The sequence below is a fragment of the Sphingomonas sp. Leaf22 genome (assembly GCF_001421715.1).
Taxonomy (GTDB): domain Bacteria; phylum Pseudomonadota; class Alphaproteobacteria; order Sphingomonadales; family Sphingomonadaceae; genus Sphingomonas.
Genome location: NZ_LMKP01000034.1, coordinates 134,946 through 157,808 on the forward strand (window position 1 = coordinate 134,946; position 22,863 = coordinate 157,808).

Sequence of the window (22,863 nt, forward strand, 5' to 3'; positions counted from 1 at the left end):
CCCCCCCCTGTGCCCGGCTGCCGCGATGGTGGCCGGGCATCCTTTTGTTCGCGCTAGGCGGCTGTATCCATGCGCCGGCGGCAAGCGACTGGACGGTCGAGGCACAGGACCCCGCCGCCCGGGTCGAATTCACGTCCGACAGCATCGACATCGATACCGCGAGGGGGCTGACGCTGTGGTACGGCCGACGACTGGCAGCGCCGGTGCGGATCACGTTCGATGCCACGGCGGTGTCGGCGGGCGGTCCGAACGATCAGGTGAGCGATCTCAACGCCTTTTGGATGGCGACCGATCCGGCGGCGATCGACCGGTCGGTTCTCGCGCGACCCCGCGATGGCCGGTTCGAGGCCTATGATATGCTGACCACATATTATGTCGGTATCGGTGGCAACCGGAATACGACCACGCGGATGCGGCGCTATACCGGACGCGCCGGCGATCGGCCGTTGCTGCCCGAACATGATCGTGCCGATCCGCCCGCCTTGTTGCAGCCCAATCGCTGGACCCGGATCGCGCTGATCGCGGACGGAAACCGCATCGCGGTGGAACGCGACGGCCGCTCGCTCTTCACGATGACCGACCCCTATCCCTATCGCAGCGGCTGGTTCGCGATCCGGACGACGCAGAGCCATTTGCGCATCCGCCGATTGAAGATTTCCCGGCCCTGATCCTCGGAGAGACGACCATGCCGATCACCCGCCGCGGCCTGTTGGGCGCGACCATGCTTGCGACCGGGCTGCGCAGCCTGCCGGCCATCGCCACCGTTGGCGATCGGCGTCGACCGGTCGAAGCAAGGGCGGCTTGGGTCGAAAGAGCGGCACCGGCCGCGCACGCCGGCCAGACTTTCGGCATGGCATGGCCGCGCGGTCGGGTTTCGCCGCGGCAGGGCTGGACGGTCCGCGACGATGCCGGACGTGCGTTGCCTGCGCAAAGCTGGATCACGGCAAGCTGGCCCGACGGCAGCGTCAAATGGACCGCCCATGCCTTGCCCGCCGACATCATGCCGGGCGCGGCAGTCGTCGTCGCCCCCGGCCGCGCGACGCAACCCGCCGCGCCGGTGCGGGTCGAGGAGCAGGTCGACACCATCGTCCTCGCGACCGGCGACCATCGCTGGGAGATCGCCCGGAGCGGCGACGCGCTGGTCCGCCGCGCGACCTGCGGCGACCGGACCGTGCTGTGCGACGCGGGACTGGTCGCCGAACTGCGGCAGGGATCACCCGAAGGGCCGCGCCTGTCGCTGAAAGGCCATGTCGACCACGTCCGCGTCGAGCAACGCGGGCCGGTCCGCGCGGTGGTGAAGATCGAGGGGTATCACGTCGGACCCGGTCAGCGCGTCCTGCCATTCGTCGTTCGCCTCTACGCCTATGCCGGGTCGCAAGGGCTGCGGATCGTGCACAGCTTCGTCCATGACGTCGATCCGGCGGCATTGTTCGTGTCGGGGATCGGCTTGACCACCGCGGTACCGATGGCAGCCCCCTTGCACGACCGGCATGTCCGGATCGCGCTCGACGACGGGGCGATGTTTGTCGAAGCGGTGCGCCCGCTGACCGGGCTGCGGCGCGATCCGGGCGAGGCCACCCGTCTGGCGCAGATAGCCGGGCGAGCGACGCCGCCCGCGACGGCGATGGCGAAACCGGTTGGCGATCTGCTCGAACGGATTCCGGCATGGAGCGACGTGTCGCTGACGCAATTCTCGGGACAGGGCTTTACGCTGCGCAAGCGCACCGGCCCCGATCAAGCCTGGATCGATGCGGGGGAGGGCGGCCGGGCACCCGGATTCGCTTATGTCGGTTCGCCGCAGGGTGGTGCCGCGATCGGTGCGCGCTGGTTCTGGCAACGGCATCCGGCCGAGATCGCGGTAACGAACGCTGCGGCTGACCGCGCCGAGCTGACGATGTGGCTCTGGTCGCCGCGCGCCGGGGCGATGGACCTGCGCCCCTATCGCGGGGCGATGGGGATGGACCGTTTCGACGCCCAGAACGAAGGTCTGGCGGTAACCTACGAAGATTACGAGCCGGGCTGGGACAGCGCCACGGGAATCGCGCGGACCAGCGAATTGATGCTGTGGGCGTTCGCGGCGACCCCGCCGACCGATCGATTGAAGATGCTCGCATCGGTCGTCGCCGATCCGCCGCAACTGGTCGCCGATCCGGCCGGGCTGCACGCGGCGGGGGTTTTCGGCCATTGGAGCCTCCCCGATCGTTCGTCCCCCAATCGCGCGGTTATCGAGGACCAGCTGGCCAATCTCGTCGATTTCTATGCGGGCGAGGTCGATCGGCGGCATTGGTACGGTTTCTGGAACCACGGCGACGTGATGCACAGCTATGACGCCGACCGGCATCAATGGCGCTACGATATCGGCGGCTTCGCATGGGCGAACAGTGAATTGTCCCCGGACCTGTGGCTATGGATGCAGGCGCTGCGCACCGGCGGCGGACCGGCGTATCGTCTGGCGGAGGCGATGACGCGCCATACCGGCGAGGTCGACGTGTATCATCTGGGTCGTTTCCGCGGGATGGGCACCCGCCACGGCGTCCAGCACTTTAGTGACAGCTCCAAACAACCCCGCGTCAGCAACGCCGCCTACCGCCGGATCTACTATTATCTGACGGCCGACGAACGGGTCGGCGATCTGATGCGTGACCTGCTGGAGTCGGATCGGACGCTGAACACCGTAGAGATCGGACGGAAGGTTCCCGGCGGCGAACGTCCGACCTTGTCGGCGGGGCTGGTCGAGATGTCGTTCGGGACGGTCTGGTGTTCGCTGGCCGCTGCGTGGCTGACCGAATGGGAACGCACCGGCGACCGACGTTGGCGCGACCGGCTGATCGCCGGTATGGACAGCATCGGGCGCCTGAAAAATGGCTGGATCGCCGGCAGCGCGCCTTACGATCTGGCCAGTGGACGGTTCATCGGGCCCGGCGACCGGGTATCGATATCGCACCTCAATGCGGTCTTTGGCGCGGTCGAGATCAATGCGGAGTTGCTGCAACTGATCGATGTGGCGCGCTACCGCCAGGCGTGGCTCGACTATTGCCGATATTACAATGCTCCCCGTACGGAATTCGAAGCACGGTTCGGGCCGCGTAAGGGATCGGAAAATCTTGCCGAAGCGCATTCGCGACTGACCGCCTTTGCCGCGTGGGCCGGAAACGATGCGGGCCTTGCTACCCGGGCGGCGAGCGAATTTTTTGCGGGCAAGGCTGGTCTTGGCACACGGCCCGGTGATCCCCGGCGCAAACTGTCCGGTGGCGTTGTCGAATGGCCGGGGGTCAGCACCAATGCCGCATCGCAATGGGGGCTCGCCGCGATAGAAAATCTGGCGTTGATCCCGGCGGCGATCGACGTCGGCAGTATCGCTCCGTAGCGCGAAAATGGAGCGGAACGTCGTTCATCCGCCATGCAGGTGACTGCGTCCATCACCGAACGTTGCGCGGCTGTGGTGCGCGTGCTACCGGCCCGCGCTCAAACCATTGGGACGCGGTCTACATGACCAACTTCGTTGCCACTTCGGCGCGGTCCCCGCGCCCGTGATATTTTCCCGAGAGGCTTCCAGCGGAGCCACCGACCTTCCCGCCGAGGGATCGGGCCATCACGGCCCGTCGCAGTCGCTCGCCAGGTTGTCGCTCGGCGCGCTCGGCATCGTGTACGGCGATATCGGCACCTCGCCGCTATATGCGATGAAGGAGACTTTCGTCGGTCACCACCGGCTGCCGGTCGATCAGGTCAATATCTTTGGTGTCGTCAGCCTGGTATTCTGGTCGCTGATGCTGATCGTGACGTTGAAATACGTCTTCATCATCATGCGCGCCGACAATAACGGAGAGGGTGGCAGCCTTGCGTTGCTTGCACTGATCCAGCGCAAGACGGGCGGTGGGCGCTGGACGTCCAGCCTCGTCATCCTCGGCGTGCTGGCGACGGCGCTGTTCTTCGGGGACTGCATGATTACCCCGGCGGTGTCGGTGCTATCGGCGGTGGAGGGTCTGGCGACCGTCAACGCCGGGTTCGACCCGTTCGTGATTCCGATCGCGGTGGTCATCATGATCGCCCTGTTCTGGTTGCAGGCGGTCGGGACGGCCGGAGTCGGGCGTCTCTTCGGGCCGATCATGATTGCCTATTTCGTGACGTTGATCGGTCTCGGCGTCATCAACATCCTCGACCGGCCGGAGATCATTCAGGCGCTGAACCCGATCTGGGCGGTGCGCTTCTTTGCGCAGGACGGCGTGATGGCGTTTCTAGCGCTGGGGTCGGTCGTGCTGTCGGTGACCGGCGCGGAGGCGCTGTACGCCGATATGGGTCATTTCGGGCGCCGTCCGATTTCCATCGCGTGGCTGTACTGCGTGTTTCCGGCACTGATGGTCAATTATCTGGGGCAGGGGGCGCTGCTGCTCGAAAACCCCGCTGCCGCATCCAACCCGTTCTTCTTCATGGCGTCGGAGGATTTCCGTCTGCCGCTGGTCATCCTTGCGACGCTCGCCACGATCATCGCCAGCCAGGCGGTCATCACCGGCGCGTTCTCGGTGGTGCAGCAGGCGGTGCAGCTCGGCCTGATGCCGCGCCTGCGTATCGAGCATACCAGCGCGGATGCGGCCGGGCAGATCTACATTCCCGCCGTGAACTGGGCGTTGCTCATCATGGTCCTGCTGCTGATCTTCGGGTTCCAAGAATCGTCGAACCTTGCCGCTGCCTATGGCATCGCCGTGACCGGGACGATGTTCATCAGCACCTGCATGATCGCGGTATTGGTCAAGCGCGTCTGGAACTGGCCGGTCGCCGCCGTGGCAGCGTTCATGGCGATCTTCCTCTGTATCGACGGTGCCTATTTCGCGTCGAACCTGACCAAGGTTCCCGATGGCGGCTGGTTCCCGTTGCTGGTCGGGATCGTCGTCTTCGTCCTGCTCACGACCTGGGCCAAGGGGCGCAAGCTGATGATCGAGCGGATGCGGGAGTCCGCAATGCCGATCAAGGTCTTCATCCAGTCGGCGGCCAGTTCGGCGACGCGGGTGCCGGGCACGGCCGTGTTCATGACGTCGACGCCCGAAGGGGTCCCGCACGCGCTGTTGCACAATCTAAAGCACAACAAGGTGTTGCACGACCGGGTCATCCTGCTGACGGTCAAGATCGCCGATACGCCCTATGTCGATCCGGAAGTGCGGACCAAGAACGAGGATCTGGGGCAGGGCTTCCACCGCATGATCCTGAAATTCGGGTTCATGCAGGATCCCGACGTACCGGGTGCCCTGAAGGTGGTGGGTTGCTGTGGCGGCGATTTCCGGATGATGGACACCAGCTTCTTCCTCGCCCGGCAGACGCTGTTGCCATCGTCGCGGCCCGGAATGATGATCTGGCGGGAGAAGCTGTTCGCCTGGATGCTGCAGAATTCGGAAAGCGCGATGGAGTTTTTCCGTCTGCCGACCAACCGCGTGGTCGAACTGGGCAGCCAGGTCGAAATTTGACCGACGCGTTACTTCCCGCTCCCATCATCGTCACCGCCGTATTCCGCCACGAGGATCAAGCATGGTTCGAGCGGCAGCGCCGGGCGTATTTCCCACCGGAGCGCAATGTGCTGGCGGCACACTGTACGATGTTCCATCATCTGGCCCCGGAACTGGGTGCCGAACTCAAACGCCGCCTGAGTGCGGCGACGCGCGGGCAGGCGGCACCGGTCGCGCGGGTCGGAGGGTTGATGAATCTGGGTCGCGGCGTCGCCTATCGCATCGAATCGCCGGACCTCGAAGCGATCCGTGCCGATCTCGCCGATGCCTTCGGCTCGATGCTGATACCGCAGGACCGGGGCGGATGGCGGCCGCACGTTACGATCCAGAACAAGGTCCAGCCCGCCGAGGCCAAAGCCCTGTTGGCGGCATTGTCGGCCGAATTTTTGTCGCGACCGGTCAAAATCGCGGGTTTGGCAAGCTGGTGGTATCGCGGTGGCCCTTGGGAAGCACTTTCCCGCCACATGTTCGCTTGACCACGGCAATTCCCGTTCGTATAGGGCCGCCTCCCGACGGGAAGTGGCGGGGCGAAGTAGCTCAGTTGGTTAGAGCACGGGAATCATAATCCTGGGGTCGGGGGTTCAAATCCCTCCTTCGCTACCACCGTTCATGATCCGAAAACGTCGGAAATCCCCCAAATTTTCTGATTGAACGATTGGCAGTCGCGGAAACCCTTGCTGTGGTTTCCAGCGCGGTTTCCTAAATCAGCCCTTTTCGAGCTTTCCGATCGCTGATTGCGCCAGGCGCAGGTCGCGGTTCAGGTAGTGGCGATCGAGGATTTCGTGGACGTCGCGAAGCGAGTGGCCGGTGACCGTCGCGATCTCCGGTGGGGTCGCACCTGCCAGTGCCAGGCGGGTCACCACGGTGCCGCGCAGGTCGTGGAAGGTGACGTCGCGGATGCCTGCCTTCGCGCATGCCTTTCCCCACGACGTCTTGAAGCCATCCCGCGTCCATGACGTGCCACGTGCCGTCAGGAGGATCGTGTCAGCGTTGGGGCGTTCGTCCTCCGGCAATGCGTCGCGTGCGGCCTTGGCGGCGTCCAGCGCGTCGCGGAGCGGCTTGCCGATAGGGATGATGATCCGGGTTGCCGCGCTGGTGTCTCCGCGCCGGATCGATTTGCCCTGTGTGAGGCGGATATGCGCGCCGTCGTACTGCGCCCATGTCAGTTTTAGCAGGTCGCCCTGTCGCTGACCGGTCCACAGTGCCAGGCGTAGCGCCAGGTGCATGTGGGGCGGGGCCTTTGCGTAGAAGGCGGCTTCGTCAACTTCGCTCCAGACGGCGGTGGTACGCTTGGCGCGGTACGTCGTGCCGCCGCGCTTGCAGGGATTGTACGGCGCAAGGCCACGATCGACGGACCATGACAGCAGGCGGGCCAGCACGGCAAAGCTGTAATCGGCCTGCCGTTTGGATTTCAGCGCGCGACGATCACGCCAAGCCATGAACTCGCCGCGCGTCCGGGTGTCGGTCAGCGCGACGATCGGGAAGTCGCCGAACTCGCCGGTCACGATCTTCAGGTGGCGGCGGTAGTCCGCCTGCGTCGCGGCGGCCAACGCCCGAAAATCCGATGAGTCGAGGAAGGCGTCGACCAGGGATTCGAGCGTATCGGTTCGAGCCGCGACCTTCGTAGCGACGGCCGCGTTGTAGCTGGCGAGGAAGGCGGGGGTGCCGAATTTTCCCTCGACCCGCGGACCACCGGCCCATGCGTAGTAATAGATTTCGACTTGCCCGCTCGCGAGGCGTTTGCGGACCTTCTTGAGGCCCTTCATCTTAACCCGCATGCTGCGCTTTCCATTTGTCGAAAGGGCTGACGGGATCGGCGCTCGCGGTGCGGTGGATCACGACGATGCTGCCATCGGGTCTGATCTCGGTTCGCAGCACCTCTTGACCGCACGCGACGACGGCACGCACAGCGCGCGTCACATCGATTTGGCGAAAGGGTACTTTCCGGGGCGCTTCGGAAGCTCTGGTCATGCCGCGCCTCCATCGGTGGGCGTCGCTTGAGCGTCGACGGCTTGCACGGCAGCGGCATCGCGAAGACGCGTTCCCAATGCTGCGATCTCCCGGCACAGCTGATCGAGCGCGGCGGCCGCGAGTAGCAGGTCGTGGTCGCTGACCCCGCGCGCGACGGCGATCTTGTATTGGAGTGCGCGCAGGCCGATACCCAGCGCGTCGGCCAGGCGCTTCTGCTTCAGGTGGCTGGCGGCGCGATCGAACATCACAAGGCGCGCTGCCTCCTCCCCGAATGTGCGGGTGTTCGTATTTTTACGAACAATCCGCCCCGTTGCGAGATCAGCCATTCGGCAGCTCCTTCACCTTGGCGAGGATGTTGGTGACCAGCGTGACGGCATGGGGACGCTGATCCTTCAGGACATCGAGAAAGGCATCGGGATCGAGCAACCGAGTGGGTGACGTGCGGAACATCTGCACGGCGTCCTCGATCGCGGCGCTGATCGCGACTTCAGCGAGATCCACGGCGATCCGGCGATCCTCCATCGTCAGGCTCAGTCGTGCCGGCGGTGGTGCCGGCGGCGGGGCTGCGTCCGGATGGCGTAGCGCGTCCGCAACCTGCACGGCGCAGGGCGGACACAGGTCGCCGTCGATGCGCTGGTTACGCGCGGCGTTCGACAGGGCGAACCGTTCCCAGTCGCGCGGACGATGCCCATCGGCATCGTCATGCGTGACCTCCACGCCGCAGCGGTCGCAGGTCAGGCGGATCGTGCGCGTCGCGGTCATCGGCCACCACGGGTGCTGTCGAGCCGGGCGACGGGACAAGGCCAAGGGATCGTAGAGACGCACTCTACGATTGCCGACTTTCGTAGCATGCGATCACCACATCGGAGGAGGTCGACGAGGAATGGGATGAAGATCACTGGCAAGGCAGAGCATGCCGCGACCACATTCGAGCCGAATGTTGGCGTGGATGCCGTAGACGCAGAGGACGTCGCAATGCTTTCCCCGCGGCCCGAGGCCGAGGAAGACCGCGCGGTCGCCGGTCGCAACGCTGCCGGGTCGCCGTTTGCGGGGCACCTCACCGCGTCCCCCGTGCGTCTGCGATCAGCTTGGCGATCAGGACCGGGGCCAGCAGCATCGCCAAGACGACCGCCAACACCATGCCGACCACCCGGAGGATGCGACCGCGATGGGTAGGGGCCGGCTTCACATGCCGTCTCCGGCAGGATCGCAGCGGGTGCAGCTTGTCTTCGTCGCCCATGCGACCGGTGCATCGTCATGGGTCGAAGCGCCGCAGCCGCGACAGATTCGCGGGTGCCGATCCGGACCGGTATGCGCGAGCTGCCAATAGACCGCCGCATCGAACGGCATCACCGCCGCGATGGCATCGATCGTTGCCGGCCGGCGGGCGGTGGCACCGCGAAGCTCCAGCGCCTGCACCACCAGCAGCATCGTCCCGACGACATGCGACAAATGTTCGTCCGGATTGCGAGGCTGGGTAGCGAGGTACAGCGTCGCCATCCGCTGCGCCAGATCGTGGACCGACAGCCCCGCCGCCTTCCGCCGCAAGATCAGATATCGCGATGGCGATAGCGGGCGTGGATCGGCGCGACGGGGCAGCGGTGCCCGGCGGGTGGCGGTCGCGAAGTCGTGACGATGCAGCATGGTGATTCTCCTTTTCAGGCAAAGCTGGAGCGGTCCCGGCAGCAGGGGTGCAGCCGGGTCGTTCAGTCGGGGAAGGCGGGGGCGCGGCGTCGCCGCCGCGCAGGATCAGTCGCTCACGTCGCTGGCCGCCGGGGTCAGCGGCCCGTCGTCATTCGCGGGCAGACGGGTGTCGTCGTTCGCCGGCTTGGCGCGCTTCGGCCCCAGATTGCGGTTGCCATAGGGCAGGTGTACCCCGGCGCGCGGCATCGCGCTGGGTACGATCGTGCGGACGATCGCCAGCTCCACGACGAAGGTGTGGCCGCAGTCGATATTGTCGCAGCGATAATCGGCCTCGCGGACCAGCGCGCTGATCTGTTCAGACGAACGGATGATCGCCCGCGTGCCGCAATGCGGACACGGGACGAGCGGCGGACGTTGTTTCTTCACTTGCCACCCCCGTGGTGACCCGGCCCCGCGCCGGGCATTCGAAAACTGCGGACGCAGCGCTTCAGCGCCGCAAGCACCCCTTGCGCCTGATCGATCTCGATCAGCGCGCGGAGCGTATCGTTGTCGCTGTGCCCGGGCTGGGTCAGCATCGATGTGGCGGCGATCGCGTCACCATATTCGCGCGCGGTCTCGGCCAGTTTGCTGGCGAGGGCGCGGCGGCAGGCATTGTGTTCGCCGATCGCGAAGTCGAGGGATGCGGCATAGGCGTCCAGCAACGGCGCATGATCGCCCCCGGCCGCCAGATAGGCGGCGTCCAGACCAAGCGCCTGCGCCCAGTTCGGGCAGCTGGTCGTGCGTTCGTCCGACCAGCCGCGCACCGCGGAGACGGTTCGCGCACCCGCAGCGACCTTCGCCGCGCGCCAACCGAGATAGTCGCCGATCTTCTTGACCGCTGCGGCCGAACTGTCGGGGGTGCGGAGCAGCGTCATCGCGCGACCGTCCGGCATTCGGCGGTGGCCCATGGCGGTGCGCGCCGGTCACAGACCGCCGCGCCGTACGAAGCCGCGCCACAGGCAGCGAGCGCCAGCGGCAGGGCGACCGCTGCCCATGCCCGACCGCAATGGAAAACGGCGCGGCGATTCGATGCGACGATCGCCGCGCCAGTGGCTACGTCGCCGGGGAGATCGGCACACGACGCAGGGGAAAGGGAAGGGGGGAACCGATCAGACACGCGCATCGTCCGCCGCGGCACGCCGCACCGGCGAGCCGCCGCCGCGCTGGGCGATGTCGTCCAGCTCGCCGTCCTTCAGGTCGAGCAGGATCGCGATCCGGTGCGATTGGCCCCGCGCGCAGCGGCGGCGGCCTTCGAGGATCGAATAGACCAGCTTCGGCGCGAAGCCGTGCCGCCGCGCCCAATCGCTGATGCTCATGCCGGTGGCGAACAGCCTGGCGCGAGCGGCAGCGACCCGTGCAACGTCGATGACGGGGGAGACAGAATCGGTTGGCATGTGTCATGCCTCATGTTTGCAGAAGATAGCCGACTAATTGAAGCGATAAGATGAATGAGTCAACCGCCGTTACAAAATTTTGATAAAATCGCTGATCGATTGAGGTCGGAGCGGAAACGGCTCGGCTACACACAAACTGATTTCGCCGCCGTCGGCGGCGTCGAACTAGCGACCCAAAGTCGTTACGAATTAGCCAAGCAGCTGCCCCGGTTAGATTATATGTTCTCGATCGGAGCAGCCGGCGCTGACACCAACTATATCATTTCCGGCCAACGTTCGGGCGGCGATGCGCTCGCGCCCGACGAAATGGAATTGCTCGACGGGTATCGTGCGCAATCGGTTTCGACGAAGCTGGCGCTTCGGGTGCTCGCAAATTTGGAGGGCGCAAAACGACCATCCGTTCAAGTCACGGCGTTGCCTAGTGAAGACGCGTTGGCACGGATGTTTCAGGCGATGCTGCTTCCACTCGATCTGGGCGACGCTCTCGAAGAAACCGCAAGAACGTTCGCTCAGCAACTTCCAGCCTCACTCGACGCAGTCGGACCCGGTCATCAGCCGACGACGACGGCCGAACGCCCCGCTCCCGACAAGCCACTTCCAAAGCCCACCAAGCCTCCTCCCGCGTCCGAGCCAAAACCGCGCACATAACCTCGCACCGCAGGCACCCCATCTCGCACCCCGGTGCCGATCGAAAAACTGGCTTGTTCACTACCGCCTCGTATGTTCCGTATACGTTCTCTTATGCGGAGGGCAAGCTTGTAGGAAAGACTGTTTCAAACGCCCCGCCAACGATCAGGTCCGATACGGACCGAGTGGCTTGGTTTTCCTCGACACCGGGTTCAGAATGCGACACCTTTCTGCAAAATGAGTTATGCCGCATTTTGCTAAATGGCTGAGGCGAGCGCGCGCGGAAGGGCACTGATGTTCGTGGTGTCGGAGCAGGTCCGACCTTCGTACAACTGCCATGTTTATATCGGGGGGAGCGATGGCAGGACGTACGAGTAAGCCGGAAGACCATTCATCCGCCAGTTCGGCTGCCGATGACGGTTCGCCGCCAACTTGTGGCGTGATAATGCCAATCTCCCGGACAGCTAACCATTCAGCTGAACACTGGACCGCCGTGCAAACATTGCTGCATCGGTGCATTCGCGAGGCCGGCTTCATTCCCGTAAATGCTTGGCGCGATACAGTGAATGACCGCGTATCAGAGCGCATCATTGGAAATATTTTCAAATTTCCAATCTTTGTCGTAGATATTAGTGACTTAAATCCGAATGTTATGTTTGAATTGGGTTTGAGGCTGGCTTCGAAGAAGCCAACGGTAGTCGTTGTGAACAAGGGTGGCGACGTTCCATTCGATTTAAAGGATTTCCACTACGAGGAATATCCGTCAGATTTAAATATATTAGAAATGGAAGCGTTTTTTGATAAGCTGACAGCGGCGCTTAACGAAAAGTACGAGGCGAGTAAGGATCCGAACTACAAGCCGTTCTTGGGCGATGTTGTAATTGAGGTCGTTACGCCACAGGTCGAATCTGTGAGCCTTAACGAGGCAGTTCTAAAACAGCTTAACGATATCTCGCAACGGATGGCGCGTCTTGAGAAATCATCGGGGCCGGACCAGTTGGCTCGAAATTTTAAAAATCATTGGCCAAGTGCGGCTCAAGTCGACGATGCATTAACCACTAGACTTATCCCAATTGAAGTAACTCAAGAAAAGGCTGCAGCAGATGCGCTGAATTTACTGGGATATGAGGGTCAGATTATTAGGTTTAAAGATAAATGTTTTGTAGATATGGGCAAGCTAATTACTGGTGATGAATTAAAGCGATTTAGAAACGCGATGAAGGAGTAATAAGTCGGATGTACTAGGGAATTATAGTTTATGGCTACTTTCGAACTTCACCATTTGTCATTAGCCGAGCGCACGCAGCCGCGTCTATTCGATGGTAAATTCAGCAAAGTAGAGTGGTTGCGGAAAGCGTTTGGTTCGCCGTTTGCGTTCGAACATCGAGGCAGTGCTTTTCATTGGGTGCCATTCTCGGTGGGGGACGGGGACGAACCGATCGTCGGCGTGATCGAGCGAGAGTATCCGTTCCAACATTATGAAGCGCCGGAAAACGGAGGTTACCCAACCTCAACCGACGTATGGCAGGGTGCCGTTGTCACGATCGATCCTCGCCACCATTCAGACGGTCAAAAGTTAGCATTCGAACGCGGAACTAGGATCGGTCAGCCCCTTGCCGTTCTGGGGTCCTTAATCGGGCAGATCAACGACCGCGACGATGCGCCCTACATCATATCCGTCAGCGCAATCTGGGATGAGGGTAGCTTTCAGGCATTTGCCGAACGGCATGGTAATATCCTTCGATCGGTGACGTTTCAGTTCGTCGTGCCCAACATGTTCGACCTATCGGGCAAGCTGGATGAGAAGCTGAAACAGGTAGGAGAGGACACCGGTGCCAAGCATGTGACGCTCACGCTCGAAAGCCCGGACGGTGTTCGCGCAGATGCACCTGAGGTTGAGGCTGGTGTTGTTTATGGATCGAAGGGGCAGGCGACCGTCACGGCGAAGGCAATGGACGGCGAGCGATATAGCTCGACGGACAAAGTGAGAACGAGTAGGATTGCGCCCCTGCTGGGCCAAGGCAAGGCCCTGCTGTCTGTCGTGCGTGATTACGCTAACGAGGTGTTGGGGCGCGGCGATGCTAGTACAAGTGGCACTGATAGCGATCGCGACCCTCCTGACTAGCGTCTGTGTCGCGATGCCCTCGGTGCTGTCCGATACGGGAAACAGCTTCTTGAAGGGGTTCGTGAATCAGGAGCTTCTCGCGACGTTGGGCGTGATCGTTTCCATTACGTTGGTTTCCGCCGGTGGTGTTCATATTGAACTGGGAAAGCTGGCAACTCGGCTATCGATCAATCTTGACCGAGAGCGGCAAGCGGTACGCTACAGCGCATACCTGCTGATTGGCCTGCTGATTTGCGCCCTAGTTCTGGTGGTGCTGAAACCGGTGCTTGCGGTGACGGAGCGACAAACGGCGTTCGCCAATGGTTCTGGTGTGTTTCTTCTAGTTTGGGCAATCGCGGTCCTTTATGACCTGACCCGCGCGGCGTTCTCAATAAACCGATAAAGATGTCGCGCTATTGGCCGGACCGGCGCGTCGGAAAAACCGGGCCGCGCACGGTCATGGTCGATGCATGATAGGGCCTTTGGAGCGCGACGGCTTCATCGTAGCTTCCTTGCAGCCAAGTGTCGCGATCCTCCGGCCGCAGGATCGTAATCATCGCCTTCGGATGGATCGGCGCGACCAGTTCGTTGGGATCGCAGGTGACCATGGTGAAGCCGTTGCCCTGCGCCGTCGCCTGCCAGAAGCCTGCGACGGCAAAGACCGGTTGATCGGTCACGCTGAACCACATCTCCCCTTTTAGCGGTGGCTTGCCGTCGCCCAGGTCGTGCTTGTCCGGCGTCCATTCGCAAAACTCGGTCAGCGGCACGAGGCACCGATTGGCGGGGTTCGACGCCAGCTTGCGCCACTGGGGCAGGGCAAGGTTGCGGACATTGGTCATCGGCCACGCCGCCTGTCCGCCCAGCACGTCCCACGCCATGACGTCCCACGCGCGCTCGCCATCCTGTTCGCGGATGACATAGGCGCGCCCCTTCGGCCGCAGCTCCTTCGGATCGAACCGGTTGTCGCGCGGGCGTTCGGTGAACAGCTTCTTTGCCGATCCGAACAGGGTGGTGGGTTCGCCGTCGAAGCGGGCTCGATTGCACATGGGCAAGAGATAGGGGCGGGAAAGCGCGACAGCCACTTGCGATGTGCCGGTGCTGCACGCCGTCTCCGGTTCACCAGATGCCGGACCGGATCATCAATCCTTGTGCGAGGTCGCTTACCCGGTTGGTGATATGCGTCCGATCCAGGTAACGAATTAGCAATGCCTAGCTGCCAACGAAAAGCAGAGTTGCGACACTGCTGGTGCCGCAGAACAAGGGGTAGTCAACGGTGATAGTACGCGACGAGCGAGCAATCTTGAACGATTTCAGCCTTGCCTATGCCGGAGCCCTGGCAACCCCGACGAAGCAACAACCCGCGTTCGTAACGTACTCCATCGAAACGAAAGCCTCGATCGCCTCCGCTACGGGCGTCATCAAGGAACAATCTCGCGCTTTCCTGGACAGCTTCCAGGCGTTGAGCGCCGAGGAAGTCTCCCGCGCCAAGGCGGCATTCGGACAGTGGGATGCCGCGAGCGGTATTACCTTCCTGGAAGTGCCCGCCGGGCTGGGTGACCTGAAACTCGGCAAGTTCGACCTGACCCTCGGCGGTCCAGATCCGTCAGGCCGGAATGCTGCAGCCTATGTGTATGACGATGCCGTCTACATCAGCACGAGCGCGTCGGCGACCACGCAGATCCTGTTGCATGAAATTGGCCATTTTATCGGGCTGAAGCACCCGTTCTCAGGGGAGTTCACGCTTGATCCGTCGCTCGACAACTGGAGCCAGACGGTCATGAGCTACACCAGCGGCGGCTACTCGGGCGACGTTCTAGGTGTTCTGGACAAGGCTGCGATCTCCAATTTGTATGGTGACGCCGCGCGCGATGGCAGCCAGGTCGCTTCGTGGAGCTGGGATGCAACGACCTCGACGCTGACCCAGCAAGGCTTTAGCACCGCAACGGTGATGCGCGGTGTCGGTGGTAACAACAACATCAGCGGCGGTGCTGGAGCTGACTCCATCACGATCATCGCCGGCAATGGACGCAACGTCATCGATGCCGGTGCGGGTAACGACGCGATCGTGACGATGGGCGCCGGCGGCTTCGCCGATATTCGCGCGGGCGACGGGAATGATTACATGGTCATTTCCGGCGACAGCGGCTTCAAGGTTGATGGAGGGACGGGGTTCGACATTCTGAACTTCAGGGTTGGCGAGGCGGGTAAAGGCTATTTCTCCCTGGTAGCGGCGCTTACGGCCGGCAGCGCTATCGCCAATGTCGAACAAGTCCGCATCGAAGGCCTTTCGTTTTCCGATCATCTCATCGGCGGGGCTTCCGCCGATTCGATGGACGGAAACGGCGGGGACGACCGGCTCGAAGGTCGAGCCGGGGACGACATACTTTATGGGCGAGAGGGGAACGATCTGCTGGTCGGAGGAAGCGGCAACGACCTGATCGTGGGCGGGGCGGGTATCGACACGGCCAAATTCGAAGGGTTCTACAAACAGTTTTCGGTGGTGCTGGGCAGCGGAGGACGGGCGATAGTGACCGGCCCCGAGGGCCGGGACTCCGTCTCCGAAGTCGAGATGTTTCAGTTTGCGGACGGCACGCTGACCTTCGATCCTGACGCAGCATTCGCCCGAGTCCTGCGCGCGTACGATACGGTGCTTGGGCGTGTTCCTGACCCGGTCGGACTCGATTATTACGTCGATCGGATGGAAGACTTTGGCACATCGCTGACTGACGTGGCGAACGACCTTTCCAGCTCGCGAGAGTTTCAGGCGGCTACGGGTGGTCTGACCAACAGTGCCTTTGTCGACTTTATCTACAACAATGCCCTGCACCGTGCTGCGGACACGGGAGGTAAAGCGTATTACACGCAGGCTCTGGATAACGGCATGACCCGCGGGGCCTTCGTCGTCGACCTGTCAGAATCGACCGAGCATCGCGGTCTGACGGCTGCGCAGGTTGCCAACGGTTTTTTCAACACCGACGATACATTCCAGTCGATCGCCCTGCTGTACGATGGATTTGCCAATCGGCTGCCCGACGCCAGTGGTCTCGCCTACTATGCCGAGCGCGTAAAATCCGGCAGCATGACGTTGGCACAAGTGACGAACGACTTTGCGACCTCCGTGGAGTTCAAGAACGGGATAGCTGGCAAGGACAACGGTCAAATCGTAGATTTAATTTACCAGAATACGCTCGATCGCGCCCCGGATACTGTTGGCCGAGCCTTCTATCAAAGCCAATTGGATCGCGGCGCGACGGCCGCCGGTGTGCTTCAGGATATAGCGCTGTCAGCTGAACACTATATCCTGTTCTCGGCGCATATCACGCAAGGCATCGAGACATTTGGGTGGGCCTGAAACGATCGGCTGTTGCCCGGTAAGAGTCGGACCTGCGAGGATCGATACCCAGCGCGTCGATCGTCCGTCGGCGATGCCCCGAACAGCGCGCGATTTTGACGGTGGAGTTAGCGCGGCGATTGAACTCACGCGCTCTCCAGTTTCAAACCGGTCGCAAACCCCCGATCGCCGAGACTATGTGTGACCTCCGCCAGTATCCAGCGCTGAGCGTTAATCGCTGGTTTGAATCCCTCGACAACGACCGGTGTCTCCGGTTTCAATTCGGCACGACCAAGGGCCAAGGCGATTGACAGGGCATGGGGTTTGCGGGCGGCGCGACCGGCCTCGGCAGTGGCAGCACGACGGGCGTCCGCTGCGGTGGCATAGGTGCGAGACAGCTTGCGCGCACCGTCGACCTTACCGATCGTGATGGTCCGCTTCCTTGCAGCGCCCCGATCGTGCCAGTCGGCCGACACGCCGATAGCCGCTTCCTGCGTCTGCTCCTGATAGTCATGCCGATCTCCGTCGCGGCGACGGATAATTACCGCCGGAAGCGCCGCGCCGGACACGGTCGCGCCGTCCGCGATCGGTTTCAGGATCAGGCGGCCGTCCTTGATCGTCGCGACGGCATCGTGCGCGCGACCTAGACGGCGCAGGAAGGCCAAGTCGCTCTCCCGGCTTTGCGCCTCGGCCGTGACCGCGATCGATTCGAGACCGACGGCGCAGCGGGGCTGGAGGCCATGTGCCTTGGCGACATCGGCGACTACCGTTCCGAGGGTCGTGCCGTGCCAGCTGCGCTCCCGACGGACGCGCATCGCGCCGGTAAAGTCGGCGGCGCGGGCGCGGATGGTGATCTGGTCAGGTGGGCCGCTATGGCCGACGTCATCAACGATGTAGCTGCCCATGTTGACCAGGCCGGGGGTGACGTCAGGCCCCGATGCCCATCCCAACGATACCCGGATCATCGCGCCGGTAGGGGGCAGGTCGAATGCGCCGTCACTGTCATCGACGACCAGGTCGAGCTGATCCGCATCGCCGCCACGCTTGTCCGTCAGACCCAGCGAGATCAGACGGGGGCGGTTGCGGTTGGTGGCGCGCGGTTCGCGCAGCGTGGGCGTGATGTCGCGGCCGTTCATCTCGACCCGATAGTCGGGGACGTTGCTCATCCGTCCACCCGAAGCAACTCGATCGAGAAGTCGATGGCGCGGGCGGTGCCGTCGGGGAACAGCGCCTTGTGCTTTTCATCGAGCGTCTGGATGATGAAGGCACCGAACACGGTGCCGGTACCATCGACCAGCGGCCACGCCTGTCCGGTGTTCGCCATCTTGCGCAAGCGGTCGAGCTGGGCGCGGCCATCGGTCAGATCGGCATGGGCGGTGCCGCCGAAGCTGATCGATTCCTCACCGGGGCCGACATACTGGGTGGCGTCGCGCGCACCGACGCGTTGCGCGGTCGCGTGCCGCCATGCAGTGCGGCGGGACAGATCCTCGTGCGCGAGGGTCGATAGCGAGAAGGGGAACATCCCCAGCGACATCAGCATCACATGTTCCAGTCGGGGCGATCGGCAAAGGACGAATAGGCGGCGGCGCGGTCCTCGCGTTCGATATCTTCGATCGCGCGGCGGACGGCGTCGGCGATGTCCTGCGCATCGCCGCCCGCCTTGATCGTGATATTGTACGTGCGCGCTAGAGGAGCCCCGCCAGCGCTGGCGGTGGCCTGGCCGGGCGGTCCCGCCCCGGCCGCCAGCGCTGGCGTGGCTGCGCCGAGTGCCATCGCGCCGCCCAGCTCGCGCGACAGTCGGGTGATGCGGTCGAGCGGGCCGCCGGAGCCGCGATCGATACCGCGTTCGAGGCCCTGCATCATGAACCCGCCGAACCCCGCGAAGACACGGGACGGCGAGCGGATGCCGAGCTTCTGTTTGAACCAGGCGGCGGCATTGCCGGCGGCATTGACGATCGTCGATTTCAGCGCGCCGAGCATGCCGGTGATGCCCCGGATCAGCCCGGTAATGAGCATGCGGCCGAAGTCGGAGAATTTCGCGGGCATTGTGATACCGAACCACGACATGACGCCGGCGAACGCCTGATAGAACAGGCCGAGCGGCGTCCAGTTGAGAATGGTCGCGGCGATGTTGGCGATCCCACTGTTGAAGAACGCCTTGATCCGACCCCATAGCCCGCCGAACCATCCGGCGATGACGTCCCAGTTGTTGTAGATCTGGTACGCACCATAGGCGAGCAGCGCGACCGCTGCGACGACGCCCAGCACGATCCCGATCAGCGGCATCATGGCGATGCCGGTAGCGGTGGACAGCGCGCCGAACAGGGCCATCGGTCCCATCAAGGCGGCATATCCAAGGGTCAGCAGCGCGCCTGCCCCGAGCAGGGCGGTCAATCCTACCGCCAGCAGGGCAACGGCCTTGGTCAGCGTCGGGTGACGCTGTGCCCAGTCGCCCAGACGTCCTGACATCGCCGCCGCCTTGCCCAGCAGATCGTTGACCGTCGGCAACAGGACGGTGCCGAGCTGGATCGCCAGCGTACTAGCGTTGACCTTCAGCTGCTTGCTGGCTTCGGCGCTGTCGCGCATGCGCTCGGCGAAGTCGCGGTCGGTAGTGCCGCCCGCCTTGCCCGCTTCCTCACGGATGCGGCGATATTCGTTTATGTTCTGAATGAGAGGCCGTAGGCCGGCCTGCACCTGTGCGTCCTCGAACAGGTAGCCCATACGCGAAAGGTCACCCTTCAGCGTCTTGTTGGTCAGCTCGGCGATGGCCTCGATCGGCGTCTTGCCCTCCGCGTACATCCTCTTCAGCGCGGCGGGCAGGTCGACGCCCATCTTCTCGAACGCCTTCACGGTCGTGGGCGAGGTGATCTTTTGTAGCACGTTACCGAGATTGCCGGCGGCGGTGGCGCTGTCGCCGGCACCTTTGCGCGCAATCTGCAGGGCGGCGGCCAGATCGGTGCCGGCGGCGACACCCTTCTGCCCCAGCCCCTGATAGGCGGCAGCGAGGCCGGGGACATGCTGCGCCATATCGGCGATCTCGAACGCGCCTGCCTTGCCCGCCGCCGCCATTGCGTCGATCATCTTCTGGGTATCGGCCAGCGGCACCTTCAGATTGTCGTGGAGGGCGTAGCTGGCGGCGGCGAGATCCGCGATCTCGGCCTTGTAGGCAGTGGCGGCGCGGCCGATCGGGCGCATCATCACGGCCGCCTGGCGCGGATCGAGACCGAAGCCGGCGAGGGTGTCGACGCCGGCCTGCATGGCATCGGGCAGCTGATTGGCGGCACGGCCGGCCTTCAGCAGCTCGACGCCCATCTGCGAGGCGGCAGCGCGCGACAGGTTCGCCTTCTGACCGATATCGGTCATCTTCGATTCAAATTCCTGCGCCGCCTTCACCCCGGCGACGATCGGCACCGCCATCGCGCCGGCGGTGGCGAGCATCCCCATACCCGCGCCGGCGACATTGCCGGCAGTGCCCATGGTGCGATTGAAGCGATCACGCGCAGCGCCGAAGCGCTGCTGCCGGTTGGTCAGCCGTTCCAGCTCGCGGCCCTGTTCCTCGAGCGTGCGAGTGAGGTCGCGCGACCGGTCCCGCAGGTCGGCATCGTGACGGCCGAGGTTGCGGGTGTCGATGCCCGCCTCGCGCAGACGGGTGCGGAGATCCTGCAGCTGCTGGGTCTCGGTGCGGTGCTGCGCTTCGAGCTGCGCGCCCTCGCGTTTCGCCTTCTCGAATTCACGGGTCATGGCGCGGGTCGGGTTGGCGGTCTGGGCAATCTCGCGGCCGAGCGCGGTCACCCGCGCCTGTGCCGCCTCCATCGCCGCCGTGGATCCGCGCATGCTGGAGCGCAGGGTGCGGAAGGCGTCGATCTGACCCTGCGCGTCGCCGATCTTCTGCAACTCCTCGCGTGTACCGCGCAGCGCGTCTGCCGCGCGGCGCGATCCGCCGGAAATGTCGCGCAAGGGGCGGCTGACCCGGTCGGCGGCGTCCATGAGGATGCGCAGGCGCAGATCGCGGTCAGCCACGTCACTTTTCCTTCTTGGGCGCGCGCTCGATGGCGAGGCGGTGCCAGTCCATCAATTCGGTCAGCGGCATGACGGACATCGCCTGCAGGTCGGGCTGGCCGCGCAGCACCCACCAGATGTCCGCCATGATCGGTTCTACTCGGTCGGGGAGACCGCCTGTTTCGCGGCCGAGGGCAGTAAAAAATCGAGCACCTCCAGATGGAACTGGGTGAGATCGGCCGGGTCCATTTCGGCAAATTGCTGCTTGGTGATCGCCGGCGAGGTGATGCGCGGCGCAAGCGTTTCGAGCGCGGTGTAATCACCCTGGATCAGCGGATTGGTCGACAGGCCGCGCAGTTCGCCCGCCTTGGGCTGGCGAACGGTGATTTCGGTACCGGCAGGGTGGGCGGTGGTCCCGGCGACGACGATCGCGGACTGCAGGGCAAAGGTGGCCAGTTTGGTCATGGGTCAGGCTTTCATGGGAGGACGTGCCGCCCCGGCGCGCAGCCGGGGCGCGCGATCAGAAGCGGCCGAGGGCGGCTCGGTGCGCATCCATGATGTCGGTGCCGCCGTAGCGCTCGACCATGCCGAGGACGTCGATGTAGACCAGCTCCACCCCGTCGCGGTGAAGCGAGTAGAAGGCGACGGCGGTCTTGCCCTTCATCTCGGTATCCTCCCCGGACTTGAATTCGCCCATGTCGATCTCTTCGTGGCGACCGCCGATCACCGCGACCCAGCTATGCACCGCGCCGGTGCGGTCATCCTGCGTCGTCGCGACGAAGCGAAGCTGCTGCCCCTCGATCGCAGTGGCACCGAAGCCGCCGATCAGCCCGGCGACGAAGCCACCGACGACCCATTCGGCCTCCAACGCTTCCGCGCCCATGTCGACCTTCACCGGTCGATTCATGCCGCCGCCGCGAAATTCCTCGAATTTGCGGCCGATCTTGGGAAGGGTGACCGACGTCATTTCGTCGACCCAGCGGCCATCGACGAAAAGGTCCGCCTGCTTCAGTTTTTCAGGGAATGCCATGGGAATGCTCCGGGGAAAGGGTCAGGGCGCGGGGGCGATCAGGCGGCAGCCAGCGTGGCGAAGTCGGCAAGGAATTCGTCAGTGACTTCCTGCGACAGATGCAGGTGTTCGAGCGGCGGGACCGGCGTGTATTTGTACCGGATCGACAGCTTGCCCGCCTTCAGGTCGGCGACAGGGTTGCGGGTGGGGTCGAACCACGCTTCGGCACCGAGTAGCTCACCGGCCTGTTTCATCGCGCGGAATTTAGCATTGCACAGCGCGACGATGTCCTGCGCCAGCGAGGGGGTCAGCGGCTTGTCGATCGCCCAGATCAGTCCATTGGCGATGGTGTCGGCGACGATGTGCGCGGTGCGGGTGGCGCTTTCGAAATAGAAGTCGGCGTCGGTCGAACAGGTGCGCGATCCCCAGAAGCGCAGGTCGCCGTTCAGCCGGACAACGGTGGTGATCTCGTCGGCATTCAGGCGATTGGCGTCGGCCGCCGGATCCTGCAAATCGAACGGCACGTCGAAGGTCGTGCTCACAACGGCCGGGATGGGCACGTTGGACAGTGTCTTGTGCCAGCCCTGCGTCTGGTCGATCAGCGCGCGCATGGCGACCGCATGGGCAGCGGCGAAGCTCGGCACGATCGCGCCGGCGGCGTCGGTGACCTTCAGATCGGGATAAAGCAGCATCAGCTCGCGTTGGGTGAAACCCGCGCGGTAGGCGGCGAGCGTGGTCAGGTCCGCGCCGATCGCGCGGGCATAGGCCATCGCACGCACGCGGCCAGCGACGACGGCCAGCGCCTCGGTCACCGCCTGCGTTTCCAGCCCAGGGGCGGCGAGGATGCGCGGTCGAATGCCCGTCTGGGCCTCTGCCGCCAGCAGCGCCTGCAGGCCGGTGCGGACGCCGGCATTGCTGGTGCCGACGACGGCGGTGCTGGTCGCGGCAGCGTCGGCACCGGGCGCGACGCGGACAACGACGACCGGCGTGCGGACGGTAGCGGCGATGGCGGCCAGCACCTTGGCCCCGGTGCCGGTTGCGCCGATCTTTGCCAACGCGTTGGTCATGTCGATGTGACCGGGGGTCTCATCGATCAACACCGGCTTGTCGAGCGGGAAGGCGGCGGCATCGGCCGCCGGCGCGGTGACGACCAGGCCGATGCAGGCGGTGGCGATGGTGGCGATCAGGCGGGATGCCGTCTTGCTTTCGGTGACGGTAATCCCGTGGTGGTAGACGTCTGCCATGGAAGT

The 22,863-nt window shown here is 63.8% G+C and carries 26 protein-coding genes and 1 tRNA gene; 10 read left to right on the forward strand and 17 right to left on the reverse strand.

Going from position 1 to position 22,863, the window contains the following annotated elements:
* The first annotated feature begins 44 nt into the window (after positions 1–44).
* The 5 genes from ASE70_RS13295 (at position 45) to ASE70_RS13315 (ending at position 6,098) form a co-directional block, all read left to right on the forward strand.
* Positions 45–668 (forward strand): DUF6250 domain-containing protein, encoded by a 624-nt coding sequence (locus ASE70_RS13295; RefSeq protein WP_235512182.1) that lies wholly within the window; start codon positions 45–47, stop codon positions 666–668.
* 17 nt (positions 669–685) lie between these two features.
* Positions 686–3,367 (forward strand): exo-rhamnogalacturonan lyase family protein, encoded by a 2,682-nt coding sequence (locus ASE70_RS13300; RefSeq protein ID WP_056505630.1) that lies wholly within the window; start codon positions 686–688, stop codon positions 3,365–3,367.
* A gap of 163 nt (positions 3,368–3,530) precedes the next feature.
* Positions 3,531–5,456: a potassium transporter Kup gene (locus ASE70_RS13305; protein WP_235519914.1), complete on the forward strand. Its 1,926-nt coding sequence runs from the start codon at positions 3,531–3,533 to the stop codon at positions 5,454–5,456.
* Positions 5,453–5,971 (forward strand): 2'-5' RNA ligase family protein, encoded by a 519-nt coding sequence (locus ASE70_RS13310; protein ID WP_056505635.1) that lies wholly within the window; start codon positions 5,453–5,455, stop codon positions 5,969–5,971. Before ASE70_RS13305 ends, ASE70_RS13310 begins: the two co-directional genes overlap by 4 nt.
* A 50-nt stretch (positions 5,972–6,021) precedes the next feature.
* A tRNA-Met gene (locus ASE70_RS13315) sits at positions 6,022–6,098 on the forward strand.
* Positions 6,099–6,199: 101 nt separating this feature from the next.
* On the opposite strand, the gene ASE70_RS13320 is transcribed toward ASE70_RS13315, so the two are convergent.
* The 9 genes from ASE70_RS13320 to ASE70_RS13350 form a co-directional block, all read right to left on the reverse strand.
* Positions 6,200–7,273, reverse strand: coding sequence for a site-specific integrase (locus ASE70_RS13320; protein ID WP_056505638.1), 1,074 nt, complete (start codon positions 7,271–7,273; stop codon positions 6,200–6,202).
* Positions 7,263–7,466, reverse strand: a complete 204-nt coding sequence (locus ASE70_RS19310) for a hypothetical protein (RefSeq protein ID WP_082451022.1) — start codon at positions 7,464–7,466, stop codon at positions 7,263–7,265. The genes ASE70_RS13320 and ASE70_RS19310 overlap by 11 nt, the downstream gene beginning before the upstream one ends.
* Positions 7,463–7,792 carry a hypothetical protein gene (locus ASE70_RS13325; protein ID WP_156356227.1) on the reverse strand — a complete coding sequence of 110 codons (330 nt, stop codon included), beginning with the start codon at positions 7,790–7,792 and terminating at the stop codon, positions 7,463–7,465. Before ASE70_RS13325 ends, ASE70_RS19310 begins: the two co-directional genes overlap by 4 nt.
* Complete coding sequence (locus ASE70_RS13330) at positions 7,785–8,228, reverse strand: hypothetical protein (RefSeq protein WP_056505644.1); 444 nt, start codon at positions 8,226–8,228, stop codon at positions 7,785–7,787. The genes ASE70_RS13325 and ASE70_RS13330 overlap by 8 nt, the downstream gene beginning before the upstream one ends.
* Before the next feature lie 295 nt (positions 8,229–8,523).
* Entirely contained in the window at positions 8,524–8,655 is a 132-nt protein-coding gene (locus ASE70_RS20910) for a hypothetical protein (RefSeq protein WP_268794916.1), read from the reverse strand.
* Positions 8,652–9,110, reverse strand: coding sequence for a hypothetical protein (locus tag ASE70_RS13335; protein ID WP_056505647.1), 459 nt, complete (start codon positions 9,108–9,110; stop codon positions 8,652–8,654). Before ASE70_RS13335 ends, ASE70_RS20910 begins: the two co-directional genes overlap by 4 nt.
* 105 nt (positions 9,111–9,215) lie before the next feature.
* On the reverse strand, positions 9,216–9,536 hold the full coding sequence (locus ASE70_RS13340) for an ogr/Delta-like zinc finger family protein (RefSeq protein WP_056505650.1): 321 nt from the start codon (positions 9,534–9,536) through the stop codon (positions 9,216–9,218).
* A complete protein-coding gene (locus ASE70_RS13345; protein WP_056505653.1) occupies positions 9,533–10,042 on the reverse strand; it encodes a hypothetical protein in 510 nt (169 codons plus the stop codon). Before ASE70_RS13345 ends, ASE70_RS13340 begins: the two co-directional genes overlap by 4 nt.
* Positions 10,043–10,258: 216 nt before the next feature.
* Complete coding sequence (locus ASE70_RS13350) at positions 10,259–10,543, reverse strand: hypothetical protein (protein ID WP_082451024.1); 285 nt, start codon at positions 10,541–10,543, stop codon at positions 10,259–10,261.
* A 54-nt stretch (positions 10,544–10,597) separates the two neighbouring features.
* Here ASE70_RS13350 and ASE70_RS19935 point away from each other — a divergent pair, with 54 nt between their 5' ends.
* From ASE70_RS19935 to ASE70_RS13360, 4 genes are all read left to right on the forward strand, one after another.
* Positions 10,598–11,191 carry a helix-turn-helix domain-containing protein gene (locus tag ASE70_RS19935; RefSeq protein WP_156356228.1) on the forward strand — a complete coding sequence of 198 codons (594 nt, stop codon included), beginning with the start codon at positions 10,598–10,600 and terminating at the stop codon, positions 11,189–11,191.
* Between the two features lie 337 nt (positions 11,192–11,528).
* Positions 11,529–12,398, forward strand: a complete 870-nt coding sequence (locus ASE70_RS19940) for a hypothetical protein (protein ID WP_156356230.1) — start codon at positions 11,529–11,531, stop codon at positions 12,396–12,398.
* A 30-nt stretch (positions 12,399–12,428) separates the two neighbouring features.
* Positions 12,429–13,295, forward strand: a complete 867-nt coding sequence (locus ASE70_RS13355) for a hypothetical protein (protein WP_156356231.1) — start codon at positions 12,429–12,431, stop codon at positions 13,293–13,295.
* Entirely contained in the window at positions 13,261–13,677 is a 417-nt protein-coding gene (locus tag ASE70_RS13360; RefSeq protein ID WP_156356233.1) for a hypothetical protein, read from the forward strand. Before ASE70_RS13355 ends, ASE70_RS13360 begins: the two co-directional genes overlap by 35 nt.
* A 10-nt stretch (positions 13,678–13,687) precedes the next feature.
* Here ASE70_RS13360 and ASE70_RS13365 read toward each other — a convergent pair whose 3' ends face one another.
* On the reverse strand, positions 13,688–14,320 hold the full coding sequence (locus ASE70_RS13365; protein WP_056505668.1) for an SOS response-associated peptidase family protein: 633 nt from the start codon (positions 14,318–14,320) through the stop codon (positions 13,688–13,690).
* A gap of 254 nt (positions 14,321–14,574) precedes the next feature.
* On the opposite strand from ASE70_RS13365, the gene ASE70_RS13370 reads away from it, so the two are divergent.
* Positions 14,575–16,626 (forward strand): DUF4214 domain-containing protein, encoded by a 2,052-nt coding sequence (locus ASE70_RS13370; RefSeq protein WP_056505671.1) that lies wholly within the window; start codon positions 14,575–14,577, stop codon positions 16,624–16,626.
* A gap of 125 nt (positions 16,627–16,751) precedes the next feature.
* Here the strand turns inward: ASE70_RS13370 and ASE70_RS13375 are convergent, their stop codons facing one another.
* From ASE70_RS13375 to ASE70_RS13400, 7 genes are read right to left on the reverse strand one after another with little or no spacing between them, the layout of a single operon-like run.
* Entirely contained in the window at positions 16,752–17,771 is a 1,020-nt protein-coding gene (locus tag ASE70_RS13375) for a contractile injection system protein, VgrG/Pvc8 family (RefSeq protein ID WP_056505675.1), read from the reverse strand.
* Positions 17,768–18,145 carry a phage tail protein gene (locus ASE70_RS13380; protein ID WP_056505678.1) on the reverse strand — a complete coding sequence of 126 codons (378 nt, stop codon included), beginning with the start codon at positions 18,143–18,145 and terminating at the stop codon, positions 17,768–17,770. The genes ASE70_RS13375 and ASE70_RS13380 overlap by 4 nt, the downstream gene beginning before the upstream one ends.
* Complete coding sequence (locus ASE70_RS13385) at positions 18,145–20,625, reverse strand: phage tail tape measure protein (RefSeq protein WP_082451025.1); 2,481 nt, start codon at positions 20,623–20,625, stop codon at positions 18,145–18,147. The genes ASE70_RS13380 and ASE70_RS13385 overlap by 1 nt, the downstream gene beginning before the upstream one ends.
* Position 20,626: 1 nt before the next feature.
* On the reverse strand, positions 20,627–20,752 hold the full coding sequence (locus ASE70_RS20915) for a hypothetical protein (RefSeq protein ID WP_268795553.1): 126 nt from the start codon (positions 20,750–20,752) through the stop codon (positions 20,627–20,629).
* An 8-nt stretch (positions 20,753–20,760) separates the two neighbouring features.
* Positions 20,761–21,069, reverse strand: coding sequence for a phage tail assembly protein (locus ASE70_RS13390; protein ID WP_056505682.1), 309 nt, complete (start codon positions 21,067–21,069; stop codon positions 20,761–20,763).
* A 55-nt stretch (positions 21,070–21,124) separates the two neighbouring features.
* Positions 21,125–21,634 carry a phage major tail tube protein gene (locus tag ASE70_RS13395; RefSeq protein ID WP_056505685.1) on the reverse strand — a complete coding sequence of 170 codons (510 nt, stop codon included), beginning with the start codon at positions 21,632–21,634 and terminating at the stop codon, positions 21,125–21,127.
* Between the two features lie 38 nt (positions 21,635–21,672).
* Positions 21,673–22,857 carry a phage tail sheath C-terminal domain-containing protein gene (locus tag ASE70_RS13400; RefSeq protein WP_056505688.1) on the reverse strand — a complete coding sequence of 395 codons (1,185 nt, stop codon included), beginning with the start codon at positions 22,855–22,857 and terminating at the stop codon, positions 21,673–21,675.
* Between the last annotated feature and the right edge of the window lie 6 nt (positions 22,858–22,863).

Excerpts from the sequence above, each read along its gene's own strand:
- ASE70_RS13300 (WP_056505630.1), top strand. The coding sequence starts at position 686 with ATGCCGATCACCCGCCGCGGCCTGTTGGGCGCGACCATGCTTGCGACC.
- ASE70_RS13320 (WP_056505638.1), bottom strand. The coding sequence starts at position 7,273 with ATGCGGGTTAAGATGAAGGGCCTCAAGAAGGTCCGCAAACGCCTCGCG.
- ASE70_RS19310 (WP_082451022.1), bottom strand. The coding sequence starts at position 7,466 with ATGACCAGAGCTTCCGAAGCGCCCCGGAAAGTACCCTTTCGCCAAATC.
- ASE70_RS13325 (WP_156356227.1), bottom strand. The coding sequence starts at position 7,792 with ATGGCTGATCTCGCAACGGGGCGGATTGTTCGTAAAAATACGAACACC.
- ASE70_RS13330 (WP_056505644.1), bottom strand. The coding sequence starts at position 8,228 with ATGACCGCGACGCGCACGATCCGCCTGACCTGCGACCGCTGCGGCGTG.
- ASE70_RS13335 (WP_056505647.1), bottom strand. The coding sequence starts at position 9,110 with ATGCTGCATCGTCACGACTTCGCGACCGCCACCCGCCGGGCACCGCTG.
- ASE70_RS13345 (WP_056505653.1), bottom strand. The coding sequence starts at position 10,042 with ATGCCGGACGGTCGCGCGATGACGCTGCTCCGCACCCCCGACAGTTCG.
- ASE70_RS13350 (WP_082451024.1), bottom strand. The coding sequence starts at position 10,543 with ATGCCAACCGATTCTGTCTCCCCCGTCATCGACGTTGCACGGGTCGCT.
- ASE70_RS19935 (WP_156356228.1), top strand. The coding sequence starts at position 10,598 with ATGAGTCAACCGCCGTTACAAAATTTTGATAAAATCGCTGATCGATTG.
- ASE70_RS19940 (WP_156356230.1), top strand. The coding sequence starts at position 11,529 with ATGGCAGGACGTACGAGTAAGCCGGAAGACCATTCATCCGCCAGTTCG.
- ASE70_RS13355 (WP_156356231.1), top strand. The coding sequence starts at position 12,429 with ATGGCTACTTTCGAACTTCACCATTTGTCATTAGCCGAGCGCACGCAG.
- ASE70_RS13365 (WP_056505668.1), bottom strand. The coding sequence starts at position 14,320 with ATGTGCAATCGAGCCCGCTTCGACGGCGAACCCACCACCCTGTTCGGA.
- ASE70_RS13375 (WP_056505675.1), bottom strand. The coding sequence starts at position 17,771 with ATGAGCAACGTCCCCGACTATCGGGTCGAGATGAACGGCCGCGACATC.
- ASE70_RS13380 (WP_056505678.1), bottom strand. The coding sequence starts at position 18,145 with ATGCTGATGTCGCTGGGGATGTTCCCCTTCTCGCTATCGACCCTCGCG.
- ASE70_RS20915 (WP_268795553.1), bottom strand. The coding sequence starts at position 20,752 with ATGGCGGACATCTGGTGGGTGCTGCGCGGCCAGCCCGACCTGCAGGCG.
- ASE70_RS13390 (WP_056505682.1), bottom strand. The coding sequence starts at position 21,069 with ATGACCAAACTGGCCACCTTTGCCCTGCAGTCCGCGATCGTCGTCGCC.
- ASE70_RS13395 (WP_056505685.1), bottom strand. The coding sequence starts at position 21,634 with ATGGCATTCCCTGAAAAACTGAAGCAGGCGGACCTTTTCGTCGATGGC.
- ASE70_RS13400 (WP_056505688.1), bottom strand. The coding sequence starts at position 22,857 with ATGGCAGACGTCTACCACCACGGGATTACCGTCACCGAAAGCAAGACG.